This is a genomic window from Methanomassiliicoccales archaeon (assembly GCA_038850735.1).
GTDB lineage: Archaea > Thermoplasmatota > Thermoplasmata > Methanomassiliicoccales > JACIVX01 > JACIVX01.
This window is the reverse complement of the sequence record JAWCLO010000006.1, coordinates 107,279-122,146: the sequence shown is the minus strand read 5'-3', so window position 1 is coordinate 122,146 and position 14,868 is coordinate 107,279. Positions and strand designations below refer to the sequence as shown.

The following is a 14,868-nucleotide window of genomic DNA, read 5'->3' as shown; positions in this document are numbered from 1 at the left end:
ATCAGATTTCGTTGATTCAAAGACCTGAAAGCGAGCGTGGTTTAGCGGCGAGCATAATACAGGGTATCCTTTTGACAAATACCTCTCTTTTCGTAGTCCTCGATGCAGACTTTCAACATCCGCCAGCTGCGGTAATTGACATTGTGAAATCACTTAGAGACGATAATGACCTAGTCGTGGGAATCAGAAGCAATAGAAAAAAGCTCACTCTCGCGAGAAGAATCTCATCATGGGGAGCTCATACTCTGGCATCGACATATTTAAGAATCAAGGGAAGAAAAAGAACCAAAGATACCATGAGCGGTTTCTTCGGTGGAAGAACGGAATTCTGCAAGAAGATCATCATGGAAAACCAAGAAAGATTTGAAAAGAAGGGCTTCAAAATCCTTTTTGATCTGCTCAAATTTTCTCCCAAATCCGTCAGAATCGGAGAGGTCGAATTTGAATTTGGAGAGAGACGAGGAGGGGCATCAAAACTTGACGCAAGGGTCGTGCTTTCGATCATGAGGCAGTGCGGGATTGCTGGTCGGATATTTGCTGCCGCCACCTCTTTCTTTCTTTTAAATTGGATCGGTAGATTCATCGCTGCGTTTATCCTCGGAATTTTCACAACAATGCTTTTCCTTATGATGATGGGGCAACCGGTACAGAGACTCGGTATTTTTCCGACGGTCGTTTCATTCCTTCTAGCGGTAGGTTACGTGGTAGCTGCAAACAAATTTTTCTCGGAAGAAAAAGAGAATATTGGAATTATAAGGGGACTACAAACAATGTTCATTGCATTTAGCGGATTCATCCTCAACCTTGTATTCTTTTACCTCATAGCACTCCAGCTTCCAGACCTACAATTGATGCCGATGTTGATCGGTTTTGCCTTGGCGGTGGTGTACGATACATTCGGATCGAGGATTGGCACGCACCGCTGACCGGCGAAACGAAAATTATCTATCACAAGTGATTCTTATAGAAACGATGCAGCCTGTGACGATTGGTGTTTGTGCGCACAATGAGGAAAGGAACATAGAGAATTCGCTGAAAGCCATATCGTCGCAGCAGATCGAAGATTTTTCAATAAAGGAGATTCTTGTGGTTTCGAGCGGGAGCACAGATCGTACGAATGAGATCGTAAGGAAATACATGGAGATAGATTATCGGGTTTCGCTCATAATCCAAGAAAGAAGAGAAGGGAAATATTCCGCTGTTAATGAGATCATACGTGAGGCTAAGGGAGATATCATTGTCTTAGTGAACGCTGACAATATTCTAGCGGATAGTTCATTAGCACATCTACTCTCACCATTTAAAGATGAGAGCGTGGGAATGGCAGGCGGCCATCCAGTTCCTGTTAACTCACCCGACACATTAGCCGGCTTTGCTGTAAGAATGCTTTGGGATCTCCATCACAAAGTGTCCCTTATCGTGCCCAAGACAGGGGAACTTATAGCGTTTAGAAATTTCAAATTCCAACTTCCTGAAGGGACCAATACTGATGAAGACTGGATAAGGATGGAAATTGAAAGAAGAGGCTTCAAAGTGGTGTACGTTCCTGAGGCAATAGTTTATAATAGAGGGCCGGAGACTGTGAGAGAATTCTTGAAACAAAGGGTAAGGGTGAATATCGGAGAAATGTACATGAAAAAGCGCTTTGGCTTCACCGTTCCTACTTGGAACGCCACGAATCTCATTTCACCCATTCTTTCTTTTTTAAAAGAGAATAAGAATGACATCTGGAGAATCGCAACAACAATATTTTTGGAGCTCGCAGTTCGATCATATGCGAAAGCCCATGTGACATTAAACAGACCAGATAAATATATTTGGGAAATGGTCGAATCGACAAAGAAAGTTTCCTAATGATCAACTACTCTGCGCCATGTATTTCGACGATGACTCTTGCATAAATCGGCATTGTAGTAAGTCGTGAGAACGCAAAAACTGAAATCGCATGTGCCTCTTCAAAATGAAAGCGTACTGTGCCATTGATCTCGCTCGCTCTTCCGGCTAGATTTTTCGATTGAATTTGCCCAGATATCCAAGGAAGCTGGCTAACAATGATTCTGGCAATATCACATGCAATGGCATCCTCAGAACTGGTAAGATAGGGGGCCGTGATTGGACCGGAAAATGCGAGGAGAACTCCTTTACCAATTGGGATAAATGCAAGAGAGGCGAGGCGTTTGTCTTCATCTAAATAATAGCCAATAATCTGTCCACCGTATCGCTGTACGTCCTCTACGAATATGCCCATCATCGGAGCAGTCGCTTTGAAATCAAAAGCTTCCGCAATTGGAGTTGCCACTAGATTGTCAGAATACCTTACCGCGATGGGCTGGAAGCGCATTCGCAAGAATACTTCCTCGCCAACCCAACTTCCCTGCGATACCTTCGCCAGGAAGGGGATCGACTGATTTCCAAGAGTGATTAATACCCCACCTTTTTCTACCCAGTTAAGCGCGCTTAGCGCAAAATTCGTTGCATTTGGAATGCCGCCTGCAAGAATGACAGTGGCTGGATCTCCCGAAAAAATCTCCAAGAGGGGGGCAAGACTCACGACCCTGATGTCGTTTTCTGCTCCGAGAAGTCGCAATTCCGCACGGAGATGATCGTAAAGTCCATAAATACTTCTTGCAAGGTCGACGTCTGTAAACTTCGGATCTTCAAAGAGATAGATTGCATCATTGCGGTATTGTGAAACAGGAAAGCATATAAGATTAAAATCGGCATATTTTTGGGTTGCAGTTAATTCGTATGTGATCTCAACATCAATGCCGTCGCCATCTTTAGTAGTTGCCTTCAATTCTAGATTAGGATCCGATATTCCGGTATTTATGAAAACGCTTTCGATGAAGATGAAAATGACAAGTAGCGATAGTGCGGCCGTACGGAACCTCATGGCAAGTGCCCCCATGCAATTTTCAATCTGTCCCATAGCTTATCAACGAAATCGTATTTCTTAGGCATGAGCACTGAAAGTATTACTAATCCACCCACCATTGCTGAGCTAATGACGAGTGTCTGGCGCGAAAAAATGCCTTCTGTAACATAATACCGAGTGATGAGATCGTTCACAACTTCGATGCCACCAACGGGCGTATACACGACAAGAGGATAAATGAGGGCAAATGCGGTTTGAAGCCATATGAAATAAAGAAGCGAAACGATGGTGAGCAAATAGAATTTTCTCTCGAATCTTGCATCCGATGCCGATAAAATGAGTAAAAAGGGGAAGAGCCAAAGCATGTGCTGGGGGTTTGTAACAGGCTGCAGGAACATGATAAGACCGATAATCGCAAGATTGCCAGTAACGAGCATGATCAGTTCATCGCGATCCTGATTGAAATAAAACCTTGAAATTATGGCTGACACTACAAAGGCAAGGACAATTATCGAAATAAAAATGAGTAGGGGGAAGTCGATAACAATCGGTAGCACGCTGGGAAGAAGACCCTCGCTTGGGAGAGCTGGTATAAAGAACCACAGATTGAGACCTCCATAGCTTGTTGATCCAGTTCTCCTGAAGACGAAGTCAAGCATGTTTGTCGAAGCTAGAAAAAAGGGGATGAGTATAGCGCCGCTCACAAGGCCGCCACAAATCATCGAGCAGCATTGACAGAATTTTCGCAGAACTGATTTGATAGTACTCCCATTAAGCGCAACCGACAGAAGAAAAACAAAATAAAAAATGAAGAGATAGATGGGATACACTTTGAAAAGGACGCCTAATCCCAGCGCCACTCCTGAAAAGAAGTAGCGCCTTCGATAGAAATATACCATAGAAATCAAAGTCATTGCTGCAGGCAATACGTCGATTTGCCCCGCAACAGAACTCACCCAGATAACGAGAGGATTGAGGAACCACAGGATGAAGGCTTTTCTTGCATCTGTCACGTTCCACTTTTCTTTGACAAATTCATAGATGCTCAGTCCAAGAACAAGATCGGCGATAATCAATGGCAATTTGAAAAACAGATTGAACAGAGGATGGGTGACAAAGGGGACAAGCATCCCGGTTACATGTGACACCTCTATCATTGATGGTTGGAAAGATCCGAAATTGATTGGATCAAAGAATAGGGAAAGAATTGCGATAGATGGGGATATCACTAGAATTGAAAGAGGGGGATACGAAAAGTAAGCGTGGCTGTAAATTCCAACGCCAGATAGTATATCTATGAGCCCTCTGTAAAAGGGATAAATGTCGTATGGACACGATGTCCAAGGAGCAATAAGAAGCCTGACCGCAAGACCTACTATGATGAATATGCAAATTCCTTTTAGCCTCCCGAATAACGAGGTATCCGCTAAACTCAGAAAATGATATGCGAACGGTCGCAAAGCTCGGAATCTCAAGGATTCATCTCCTCTTGATTATATATTTCAGACCGCACACAACGCCCTTGAGGTAGGCTGTATGCGCACCTTCAGATCGCTGAAGCGCGATCAACATCATGAAGTAAGGAAGGGATATTACGAATTGTCCAATGATGCATGTCAGGAACTTGAGCCCCATCATATTTTTCTCAATAAGAAGGAACATATTCCTTGCATATCGATACGCTTTGAACGGCGTCATCGTATTTGTACCAGCAATACCCAAAGAGCTTGATACTTCATGATAAACTATGGCGGAAGGAATATACCACAGCTCATATCCTCGCCTCTGAGCGCGTAAACAAAGATCGAGGTCTTCAACGTACATCTCATATTCCTCATCAAACAAACCCACCTCGTCAAACACCTCCCGTTTCACAAGCATCGCACATCCAGTCACGAAATCAACTTCTTTGTCTTCGCGATATCCGATATCCTCCGAATCCATCTCCAGATGACGACTATATCCAAACCACCGATTGAATGCACCGCCAGCATACCAAATAGTTTTGCCGTCTTGATATAGAATTTTCGGACCGACGATGCCAGCTCTAGGATGGCTTCTAAATCCTTCAATCATTCGACTTAGGAACCCAGGAGCCCCATATGCGTCGTTGTTCATCACCAAAATATAATCTGGATTTCCTTTTGAGGCCTCAACTATTCCGGCATTTATGCCCTTTGCATACCCAACGTTGCTATTCATAACCAAAATCTCAACATCTGGTGTTTGATTTCTGATATAATTCACATCATCTGCACCCGATCCATTATCCACGACAATTATCCTGAGATTTTCAATTCCGCCGTTCTTCAATGAATGGATGCACCTGACTGTCTCTTTGGGTCTTCTCCAGTTGACCGTAATGGCGGCAACCAGATGTTGAGGAGTCATTAAGAACGCATTGCCAACAACCTTATTATTTCTTCGTCAAGCGCCCTGATCGATCTTCTATTCGCAGATCTTCAAAGAGTATTTTAGCATGAAGATGAAATATTAGTTTAATGATGATGAAACAATTCGAGATTTATGTGCAAAATCGACCTGGGGAAGTTGCACGAATTGCTGAGGTTCTTGCTAAAAACTCGGTAAACATACGTGGAATCTCGACCGATATGGGATCGAATAGGCCGATGATCCGAGTAATTACGGATGATGAGAACAGCGCCAAGACCGCACTGAAAAACGCGGGTCTGGAATTCTCCGAGAGAGATGTCCTCGTCGTATCATTGAGCGACAGACCAGGGGAGTTATCGAAAGTAACAAAAAAACTCGCAAGGGCAGGCATCAACATCGAGTCGATCTTTATTCTTGGCGCAAGAACACAAAAAGAGGAGGTCGCCATCGGCGTCGATCAGCTGGAGAGAGCTCAGGAGGTTTTGTCAAAATACTCCTCGTGACTCTCTTTCAATCTCCTTTTTCATTTTCGTTTCGTTTGAATGATACCAGTAAGATTGCTGCAATGATGAGTACGCCCCCTATCAGCGTAATATAACTTGGCACTTCGTTGAGCACGATAAAAGCGAACAACATAGCAAAAACAATTTCCAACAAGAGTATGATCGAAGCCATTGTTGCCCCTGTGCCTCTTAGACCGAAATTATAAAGGAAAAAGGCCAAGGCGGTGCACAGAATTCCAGTATATAAAGAACTCTCCAAACCAATCAAATTCAATGTGTAATCGTGAACGAAGATCAGAGTTAGCGGAAATAGAATGATTGTTGTCGCAAGAATGACATTTGATGTCACCAAAAGAACGTCTATTTCCTTCATAAGCACTTTTTTCTGATAGACTATGTAGAACGCCCATAGTATACCAGCCGCAAAGACTAGGGCGTTTCCAGAGAAACTTCCTGATAGTACTAATGAAAGATCACCGTTCGTTGATACTACCACGACACCCAAGAGACCAAGAATTAGACCACAAATTACACTCAGCGTTATTCGTTCAGAAAGTATGAAGAAAGCCAAAATTGCGACAAAGACCACATTGATATCGACAAGCAACACTGCGTTCGTCGCGGTAGTCATTGTCATGCCAAGATGCTGCAGCTCCAGTGCGACCGAATTGAAACCTGCGATAGCCCATATGAGCTTATCGCCAAAAAGTCTCAAATCGAATTTTCCAAAGATTAAGAGAACGATGATAAAAAGAATCGAAGCAAATAGAAAGCGCAGAAATGAGAAGAGGAAAGGATCGATACTTTCAACGCCTATCTTTGCCGAAACAAACGAAGTACCCCAGATGAAGCCTGCTGCGATGAGCGCTGCTTCGTATTTGGCCTTCACTTGGGGGCGATTCATAAACTACTATTTAACAGAAACGACAAAGTATACCGATTTTGAGAGAACATATTGCCCCCAACTAAGGTTCCTTTACGACGTCTTTTAAGGAGAGAGGCCCTTCAACCAGCACGCCATCACCTAGAACGCACCCCGAGATATTGACACGAGGACCAATGACACAACCCTCGCCTACAACGCAATGCTCAATCATGCATTCTTCAAAAATTGTGCAGCGCGCGAGTATAAGGGAATCGATGATCTCTGTTCTCTCCCCAATCGTGCTCTCTCTACCAATGACCGAAGAAGTGATTCTTGAAGTAGAGCCGAGTCTCACATCCCTTCCAAGAAAAGAATCTTCTAGGGGCTCAACATTTCCCCCCTGATCGCGCTCGATTTGCGCGCCATAGATTGCCTTTTCAGATTGCCTGTTAATGCGCTGTGCCATGAGGAGGTTTGCTTCTAGTAGATCAAACGGTCTTCCTATATCTTTCCACAAGCCTGAAATCTTGTACCCATAAACTCCTCTCCCATTCGCCAAAAGCTTTGGAAAGAGGTTTTTCGAAAAATCGAATTTCTCTTCGAAGGGTATCTCCTCCAAAACTCCCCTCTCAAGCACGTAAATCCCAGCATTGACAAGATTTGAAAAAATCTCTTCTTTAGCTGGTTTTTCCTTAAATCTTAGTATTTTCCCGAGCTCATCTATCTCAACTATTCCAAATTCCTCGGGTCTGCTCACCTCAGTAAGTGCAAGCGTGGCCTCGGCGCTTTTTTCATCATGGAAGTTGACAAGCGCCGTAATATCGACATCTGCAAGCACGTCGCCGCTTGCTACAATAAACCTTTCGTCTAGCTTATCCTGCAAAAGCTTCACTGCGCCTGCAGTCCCCATCGGCTCTTCTTCAAATGAATAAATAATATTAACTCCTAGTTTCTCGCCGTTGCCAACAGCATCCACGATATCGCTAGATCGGTAAGAACAGGTAAGAAAAATGTCGGTAATACCTGCTCTAGCTAGCGATTCAATCACATAATCTAGGCAGGGTCTGTCTAGGACTGGTAACAACGGCTTCGGCCTTGTGTTTGTGAGGGGTCTCAATCTTTGACCCTCACCGCCTGCCAAGATCACCGCTTGATTGATTTTCTTCAATCCTATCTCTCCTCGATAGCGTCGAATCGTGATATGTGAATAAAAAATAAAAAAACAACTGATTTTACCTGCGCTAGATATCGTTGCGTGGAGCTATTGCTTCTTCGGTTTCATGTATCAAATCCCGAGCAATTTCGTGCCCAATCCTGGCCTCCCACTGGGATACAAGAAACCACGATCGAACTTCACACCCTCCGTAGGATCATTAATAAAAAAGAAATGTGAATCCAGATCGGCATATTCGACAGAGCGCCCCGACAACGAAAAATGGAGCCCCCCTGCTATTGAGGCCTGACATTCAGACATGCAACCAACCTGCGTTTTCAGTCCATGATCGCAACAGAGTTCATCGACGAGCCTCGATTGAAAGACCCCTCCGAACTTTACGAGTTTTATATTTACCATGCTTGCAAGATTCTCAGCGACAATTTTCTCTACGTCCTGGAGACTCTTTGCCGATTCATCTGCCATGATTGGGATTGATGAACGTGATGCAAGCTTTTCCAGGGCTCGCAGTTCTACAGCTTTTACCGGCTGCTCAACGAATTCGATGTCAAAGGGCTCGACCGCCTGGAGGAACTTATCCGCTTCCTCGAAGCTATATCCTTGGTTCGCATCGATTCTCATCACCACTTGCCTTCCAAAAACCTCCCTCAATGCCGCTATTCTCCTGATATCTTCTTCAACATTGAGCCCAACCTTCACCTTTAGAATATGAAATCCATGTCCCACGGCGATGCGTGCTTTTTCAATAGTTTCACGAAGAGGGGCAATGCCCAATGTATATGAGGTTTCGATCGTCATTTTGTTTCGCCCTAGGATATCACAGACTTCCTTACCTTCAGACTTCGCCACGAGATCGTAAAGTGCAAGATCGAAGCCACATGCAACTGCCGGTGATCTCGGTATCACCTCATTCATCAGGTTGTGAATTTCCTCGAGTTTCTCTGCATCCAATCCCCTCACTTCGCTACAAATCGTCTGGATAGCATAAAGAACGGAGTCGTCTGTCTCACCCGTCACAAGATTCGGCACCGCAACACCGATCCCAGTAAGTTCCCCGGATTTCAGCAAAATGATGAAATTTATGACGTCTTTTGATGTTCCAGTGGCAATTCGAAACGGTTCCTTTCGCTTCAAGCAAATCTTCATAATATCAATTGAATCGATTCTCACAAACAATCACCAACCCCATTTCTTGAAGCGCAAGTCATAAGACCACGCGGACGACATTGTCGTTGATGTTCGCACCAATGGCGTGCGCCACTGGGCGACATTTTGCGCGCAGGATGTAAGCAACTGGAGCAAATGAGCAGTCCGATAGGGCTTCGAAATTGGCCATCCCTTTTGATATGATAAGGTCCGCATCTTCAAACTGCTTCCTTAAGAAGGGGTTCAATCTTGAAACATCGACGCCGATCGCAAACATGCCCGTCGTTTCTAGTTTGTCGAGAATTGATGCGACCGAAGTTTCAACTGCGTCTTCCCACGTTGCGTCAGTAAGGATCGGTTTCCCTTTTACCACGCCAGTCACTTTTGTTCCGAACGACTTGACCTCTTCGATGAGGAGCTTGTCAAAAATGATTTCACCGCAGTTATCGAAGAGATAAACAATCCTCTCGGCTTCTTCCAAAATTTTCCTCATCGATTGTACATCATTGACATTAAGTCCCTGCGCAATAATCGAATCAAAGGCATCAGCAAATGCATCTGGCCTTTCGACAGACATACGAATTCCAAAATCCAGCACGTTGCCTGCGATGGAACAAAGACACGCTGCTTCAAGCCGATCTTTCGACTTACTCACAAAATCTTTTGCCCGTTCGAGGAGTGAGGCTGCCGCCAAATTGCTCTTCTTTTTTAGATCTTTATACGGGTCGGAACATAATAATTCATATGCGCGTTTGTGTACCCTCGTGGCAACTTGTGCTGAATTGACACCAGGTCTGAACTCTCTGCAAAGTACCTTCAAACATTCCTCCATCACCTCTTCTTTTTTATCTGGCAGACACAGCCTCGTTTCATAAAGGACGCGTCCGAGAAGGCACGGCACACATTCCGCATCCATTCGCATGCTTGGGCCATTACATCCCCTCAAATTAACCCTTTGCAAAATTCTATCTTGATATTCCCACATAAGAACGATATTTGGGCCAGTGTGGAGAAACTTTAATAGATGCCACCGCATTGTGAAGACGAAAGGATGTGGGGATAAGATGGTTGAGTCCGTCACCCTGAGGGTCGCGCGTGCCCAGCACCAGTCTGAAGTTGGCCTTGGAAGGGCTAGAATTGATGCAAAGACTAGAAAGGAGCTTGGCGTCGAAGTCGGTGATGTCATAGAGATCATTGGGAAGAAAAAAACCGTGGCAAAAGTGTTTAGGGCCTCTCAAGAGGACGAGGGGAAAGGGATCATACGCATCGATGGTATGATCAGGTCTAACGCGGGCGTTTCGATAGGAGAGAAGGTGACTGTAACGAGGGCAGATCCCCAGCCCGCCTCCAAAGTTGTAGTGGCACCGAAGATTCCTCAGGGGAAGAAGGTGAGGTTCGGGCAGGGGGTGGAGGAGCTCTTTAGAAAGGGGCTCATTAATAGGCCGCTGATCAAAGGCGATGAGATCATTATTCCCAATATCGCACTCATGGGCGGCTTTTTGCCCTTCATCGTCGTTAATACACAGCCAGCGGGTGTCGTAGTTGTGGGCGAGCACACGGAGTTGGCTGTCAAAACCGAACCAGCTGAAACTACTGAAATTGTAACGCCCTCTGTAACCTATGATGATATCGGTGGCCTCGAAGCAGAGCTACAAAGAGTTCGGGAAATGATCGAGCTTCCTTTGAAGCACCCCGAGCTCTTTGATAGACTTGGAATCGATCCCCCCAAAGGCGTGCTGCTCTACGGACCGCCTGGTACGGGTAAGACTCTTATTGCAAAAGCAGTGGCGAACGAAGCGGGTGCAAATTTCTATGCAATACAAGGTCCCGAAATTATGAGCAAATACTACGGACAAAGTGAACAGAAACTGCGTGAGAAGTTCGAAGAGGCAGAAAAGAACGCTCCATCGATCATATTCATCGACGAAATAGATTCGATCGCTCCAAAGAGAGAGGAGGTTCAGGGCGAGGTTGAAAGGAGGGTGGTTGCACAGCTTCTAACGCTCATGGATGGACTTGGCGGGAGAGGACAGGTTATTGTCATAGGCGCGACGAACCGTGAGGATGCCCTCGATCCAGCGCTCAGAAGACCGGGGAGGTTTGATAGAGAAATTGAAATCGGCGTACCTACGAAGGAAGGCAGAAAAGAAATTCTCCAGATACATACACGTGGCATGCCGCTTGCTGAAGACGTCGATCTTGACAAATACGCGGGCCTGACGCATGGATTCGTAGGCGCCGATCTTGCTGCCTTGGCAAGAGAAGCGGCCATGAAATGCCTTGCACGACACGTTCCGGAATTGGATCTAGATAAACCCGTTCCACCCGAGTTGCTTGAAAAGATGAAAGTTACAGCAAGAGATTTTGATGAGGCTTTGAAAGAAGTCGAGCCAAGCGCTATGAGAGAAGTTCTCATCGAGATTCCTCGTGTCACCTGGGATGACATAGGTGGTCTTGAAGATGTCAAAAGGCAGTTGAAGGAGATGGTCGAGATGCCCCTCGAAAACCCAGAGGCATTTCGACGGATGGGGATCAGACCGCCTAAGGGGATCCTTCTTTACGGTCCGCCTGGTACTGGAAAGACTCTCATTGCTAAAGCTGTGGCTACAGAGTCGAAGGCAAATTTCATTTCTATCAAAGGTCCAGAGATTATGAGCAAGTGGGTTGGAGAAAGTGAAAAAGCGGTTAGACAGATTTTCAAACGCGCAAAGCAGGTAGCCCCTTCCATCGTATTCCTTGACGAAATCGATGCCATCGCACCGAGGAGAGGGTTTGGCGGAGATACGAAGGTTATTGAAAGGGTTGTGAACCAGTTGTTGACAAGCATGGACGGCCTTGAGACCCTCGACCGTGTGACCGTGATCGCAGCTACAAACCGCCCTGACATTGTAGATCCAGCCATCTTGAGGCCTGGTAGATTCGATCGAATAGTCTATATACCCGTGCCAGATCTGAGCTCGAGAATATCCATTCTGAAGATCCACACGAGATCCATGCCTTTAAAAGATGTTGATATCGAGTTGCTTGCCGAGAAAACCGAAGGATACGTCGGAGCTGACCTCGAGAATCTCTGTAGAGAGGCGGCGATGACTGCACTGAGGGAAAATAAGGATGCGTGCATCGTGGAGAGTAGACATTTCGAAGCAGCGTTGAGAGTTGTGCGTGCGTCGGTCGACAAAGATGTAATAAGACAGTATGAGAACATCGGAAAGAATTTGCAGAAGGTTAAGGCGGGTTGGGAGGAACTAGGAGCGTACAGGTGAGAAGCAATGCGTGGCTTTCTTAACACTTCACATAAGGAGTTTTTGCATTCGAAGCCCATCGACACCGCTCTTGTAATAGTCTTTTAGTTTTCGGACAACCACAAAGTCCAGCGACTGATAGAAAGTTATCGCCTTCAAATTCTGCACGCTAACCTCGAGCGTCATTCTCTTACACTTATGCTTTCTTGATAACTCTTCAGCGGCGCGCATGAGGGAAGAGCCTATTCCTTTGTTTTGGCATGCAGGATGGACGCAGATCGAATACACGCGGGCGGAGTCGGAGTCACTTCTAAAGAGCAAAATGAGATATCCACAAATTCCGCCGTCGTCATCCTCGACAAAGGTAGCAGATTTTGCCTTGGTTACGAGGTAATTGATTTGCCTGCGGTTGAATCGATCGTCTGTGAAACAAAGATCTTCAATTTTCTGGATCATTGGGATATCTGATCGCGATGCGAATCTTATCAAATACTAACCACCGGCTAAATATTGAACGATTCTTTCGTAGACTTCCGGGTTTTTCGCGTCTTCTCCTCCAGCATCGATGTTGGGATTGTCATTCACTTCGATCACAAGATATTCTCCATCAACTTCCTTGATATCCACGCCGTAGAGTCCTTTGCCGATGGATTCTGATGCCTTTATTCCTGTTTCGACAAGTTCCTCATCAACTTCCTTGAGATCCATCGCTTCAATCCTCGCCCAAGTAACATGCCCGTTTTCACGATGTTGGATTTTCCAACTGCTAGGCGGCATCACATACTTGCAGACAAAGAGCACTTCTCCATTGAGCGTTGTCACACGCCAGTCGAAATTCGAAGGTACGAAACGCTGGGCGACGATGCTGCTTGTTCGTCTGAAATATCTCTTAGCGGTTTCGCAGAAATCGTGCAGATTATCGACCTTCTCAACGTAGGTTGAAAAACTTGAAAACGGTGCCTTCAAAACGAGCGGAGTGCCCAATTCTTCGAAAGTATTCTCGGCAACTTCATGGGTTAGCGCATTCTTGCTGATAAATCTCGTCTCGGGAATCCTGAGCCCGTTTTTCTCGAGTCTCATGTACATGTTGATCTTATCGCAGCAAATTATGATTGAATCAGGATCGTCGATTACACGAAGTCCGTTCATCTCCGCGATCCGCGATGCAACGTACGACGCATTCATGGGATCTGTCGTGGATCGAATGAAAAGCGCATCGAATTCCGGAATTCTATGGATTTCGGATCTGAAAATGTAATCAAACCGGTGTCCTAAATTAAGCGCTGCCACTTTGAAATTTGTGAGCGCGTTGAGTTCCTCCGATCGATTGATCGTATAGCGTTCAACAAAACACGCTATATTTGCCATTCATTCGCCTTCCTAAGAAGCTTGAGCTCTTTGCTCTTGAGCTGATGAAGTGGTAGTGGCTCGATAGCGCTGAGCATGATTTCCCCATCCTCAATCACCCTCACTTTGCAAAGCGGCAGGTGGAAGAGCATCCAAATTCTCTCTGCGATTCCTGTGAACTCGTCAGTTGTAGCTGTGCCTACCACGCATTTGAATTCCCTGATTGACGCGTCTTCCCTTATTTTTTGAACAAGTATTGGAAACTTATAGTTCCTCGTGAGCGATTTGCTAATAGTTTTTACATGACCTTCTTTGTACACGACGCTGTGCTTGCGCATGAATGGGTTAATTGGATAAACAATTGCAGGGGGTTCAAAAAATCCGTTCGAAATATAATACTCGGGAATCGGGATTCCTGCACGCTTGGCGCGCTCCATGCATATGGGCACGACGTATGCATCGAGAGCTTCTTTTACCCTGGGATAAACTGGTATCCCCAGTACCTCGGCTTCAACGCTCTCATAATGCCCTTCACTCAGGTATCTGTAGTCACCTGCGATGTTAACGAAGGCGCTTTCTTTATGTGTGTATTCAAGCCTTTGGCTTAAGCCCATCACGAACGACCTGCGCGAGGAGGTCTTAGGACCTCGTCGAAGGGTGCGTTAAGAAGTTGCTTGATTAATAAATCTTTCCTTTCAATTTCTGGAATTCATCTACTTCATGAAAAGACGTATAAATATAAGGTCCCAACCTTAGTCGCAAAAAATATTTACTCTTATCTTCACACACAGAAGGTACAAATATTTCGAATCGGCAAGAAAAGAATGTAAGATGTCAATTTCGAATGAAGAGAGCGATCTCAACCGTTATCGTGAGATTCACAAGGCTTGATTTAGAATCGGAAAACGGCTTTGCAGGAGCAGATTATTTTGACAAAATGGACATCAATGAGCCCGTCTTCTGCCACACAATCATTTTTCCAGATAGGCCAGATCTAGGATCCTTTTGAGATAAAGCTAAATATGGACTATTTCATTCATATTACCAGATAAATGAAAAATTTCAAAGGGTGCTCATTATGAGAAAGTTCATCACGGAATTGAAGGGCAAGACCGTAATGACGAATGATGGACAGATTCTGGGAATGATTGACAATTTCGTCATTGACACAAGTACAGGCGAAATACAACATGTACTTGTAGTGCCAGCAGAAGAAATTGAAACCCGTCTTTACAAGACAGATGCCCAAGGCCGACTGGTACTGCCATTCAGCGAGATGCGAGCGGTGCGAGACGTCGTCGTTATGAATATCAGCTGAGAAA

At 45.2% G+C, this 14,868-nt stretch carries 16 protein-coding genes; 6 read left to right on the top strand and 10 right to left on the bottom strand.

What is annotated here, in order from left to right:
- Positions 1 to 926, top strand: a 926-nt coding sequence (locus QW087_05360) for a glycosyltransferase (GenBank protein MEM2944147.1), incomplete at its 5' end; no start/stop codon positions are given.
- 46 nt (positions 927 to 972) lie between these two features.
- Entirely contained in the window at positions 973 to 1,854 is an 882-nt protein-coding gene (locus tag QW087_05355; protein MEM2944146.1) for a glycosyltransferase, read from the top strand.
- A 7-nt stretch (positions 1,855 to 1,861) separates the two neighbouring features.
- On the opposite strand, the gene QW087_05350 is transcribed toward QW087_05355, so the two are convergent.
- Genes QW087_05350 through QW087_05340 form a run of 3 tightly spaced genes read right to left on the bottom strand, consistent with a single transcriptional unit; the run spans position 1,862 to position 5,266 of the window.
- Positions 1,862 to 2,893 (bottom strand): hypothetical protein, encoded by a 1,032-nt coding sequence (locus QW087_05350; GenBank protein ID MEM2944145.1) that lies wholly within the window; start codon positions 2,891 to 2,893, stop codon positions 1,862 to 1,864.
- Positions 2,890 to 4,350, bottom strand: coding sequence for a hypothetical protein (locus QW087_05345; protein MEM2944144.1), 1,461 nt, complete (start codon positions 4,348 to 4,350; stop codon positions 2,890 to 2,892). The genes QW087_05350 and QW087_05345 overlap by 4 nt, the downstream gene beginning before the upstream one ends.
- Positions 4,351 to 4,354: 4 nt before the next feature.
- On the bottom strand, positions 4,355 to 5,266 hold the full coding sequence (locus QW087_05340; GenBank protein MEM2944143.1) for a glycosyltransferase family 2 protein: 912 nt from the start codon (positions 5,264 to 5,266) through the stop codon (positions 4,355 to 4,357).
- A gap of 110 nt (positions 5,267 to 5,376) precedes the next feature.
- Here QW087_05340 and QW087_05335 point away from each other — a divergent pair, with 110 nt between their 5' ends.
- The gene (locus tag QW087_05335; protein ID MEM2944142.1) at positions 5,377 to 5,772 is read left to right on the top strand and encodes an ACT domain-containing protein; all 396 of its coding nucleotides are present in this window, start codon (positions 5,377 to 5,379) and stop codon (positions 5,770 to 5,772) included.
- Between the two features lie 7 nt (positions 5,773 to 5,779).
- Here the strand turns inward: QW087_05335 and QW087_05330 are convergent, their stop codons facing one another.
- The 4 genes from QW087_05330 to QW087_05315 form a co-directional block, all read right to left on the bottom strand.
- Entirely contained in the window at positions 5,780 to 6,676 is an 897-nt protein-coding gene (locus QW087_05330) for a DMT family transporter (GenBank protein ID MEM2944141.1), read from the bottom strand.
- Positions 6,677 to 6,737: 61 nt separating this feature from the next.
- On the bottom strand, positions 6,738 to 7,805 hold the full coding sequence (locus QW087_05325; GenBank protein MEM2944140.1) for an NDP-sugar synthase: 1,068 nt from the start codon (positions 7,803 to 7,805) through the stop codon (positions 6,738 to 6,740).
- 117 nt (positions 7,806 to 7,922) lie between these two features.
- Complete coding sequence (locus tag QW087_05320; GenBank protein MEM2944139.1) at positions 7,923 to 8,981, bottom strand: dipeptide epimerase; 1,059 nt, start codon at positions 8,979 to 8,981, stop codon at positions 7,923 to 7,925.
- A 34-nt stretch (positions 8,982 to 9,015) separates the two neighbouring features.
- Positions 9,016 to 9,879, bottom strand: a complete 864-nt coding sequence (locus QW087_05315; GenBank protein MEM2944138.1) for an ARMT1-like domain-containing protein — start codon at positions 9,877 to 9,879, stop codon at positions 9,016 to 9,018.
- A gap of 115 nt (positions 9,880 to 9,994) precedes the next feature.
- Here QW087_05315 and QW087_05310 point away from each other — a divergent pair, with 115 nt between their 5' ends.
- On the top strand, positions 9,995 to 12,220 hold the full coding sequence (locus tag QW087_05310; protein ID MEM2944137.1) for a CDC48 family AAA ATPase: 2,226 nt from the start codon (positions 9,995 to 9,997) through the stop codon (positions 12,218 to 12,220).
- A 27-nt stretch (positions 12,221 to 12,247) separates the two neighbouring features.
- On the opposite strand, the gene QW087_05305 is transcribed toward QW087_05310, so the two are convergent.
- From QW087_05305 to QW087_05295, 3 genes are read right to left on the bottom strand one after another with little or no spacing between them, the layout of a single operon-like run.
- The gene (locus tag QW087_05305) at positions 12,248 to 12,688 is read right to left on the bottom strand and encodes an N-acetyltransferase (protein MEM2944136.1); all 441 of its coding nucleotides are present in this window, start codon (positions 12,686 to 12,688) and stop codon (positions 12,248 to 12,250) included.
- A 3-nt stretch (positions 12,689 to 12,691) separates the two neighbouring features.
- A complete protein-coding gene (locus QW087_05300; GenBank protein ID MEM2944135.1) occupies positions 12,692 to 13,567 on the bottom strand; it encodes a RimK family alpha-L-glutamate ligase in 876 nt (291 codons plus the stop codon).
- Positions 13,555 to 14,160, bottom strand: a complete 606-nt coding sequence (locus QW087_05295) for a RimK-like ATPgrasp N-terminal domain-containing protein (GenBank protein ID MEM2944134.1) — start codon at positions 14,158 to 14,160, stop codon at positions 13,555 to 13,557. The genes QW087_05300 and QW087_05295 overlap by 13 nt, the downstream gene beginning before the upstream one ends.
- Before the next feature lie 230 nt (positions 14,161 to 14,390).
- Here QW087_05295 and QW087_05290 point away from each other — a divergent pair, with 230 nt between their 5' ends.
- Positions 14,391 to 14,555: a hypothetical protein gene (locus QW087_05290; protein MEM2944133.1), complete on the top strand. Its 165-nt coding sequence runs from the start codon at positions 14,391 to 14,393 to the stop codon at positions 14,553 to 14,555.
- Positions 14,556 to 14,624: 69 nt separating this feature from the next.
- The gene (locus tag QW087_05285; GenBank protein MEM2944132.1) at positions 14,625 to 14,864 is read left to right on the top strand and encodes a PRC-barrel domain-containing protein; all 240 of its coding nucleotides are present in this window, start codon (positions 14,625 to 14,627) and stop codon (positions 14,862 to 14,864) included.
- Positions 14,865 to 14,868: the final 4 nt, after the last annotated feature.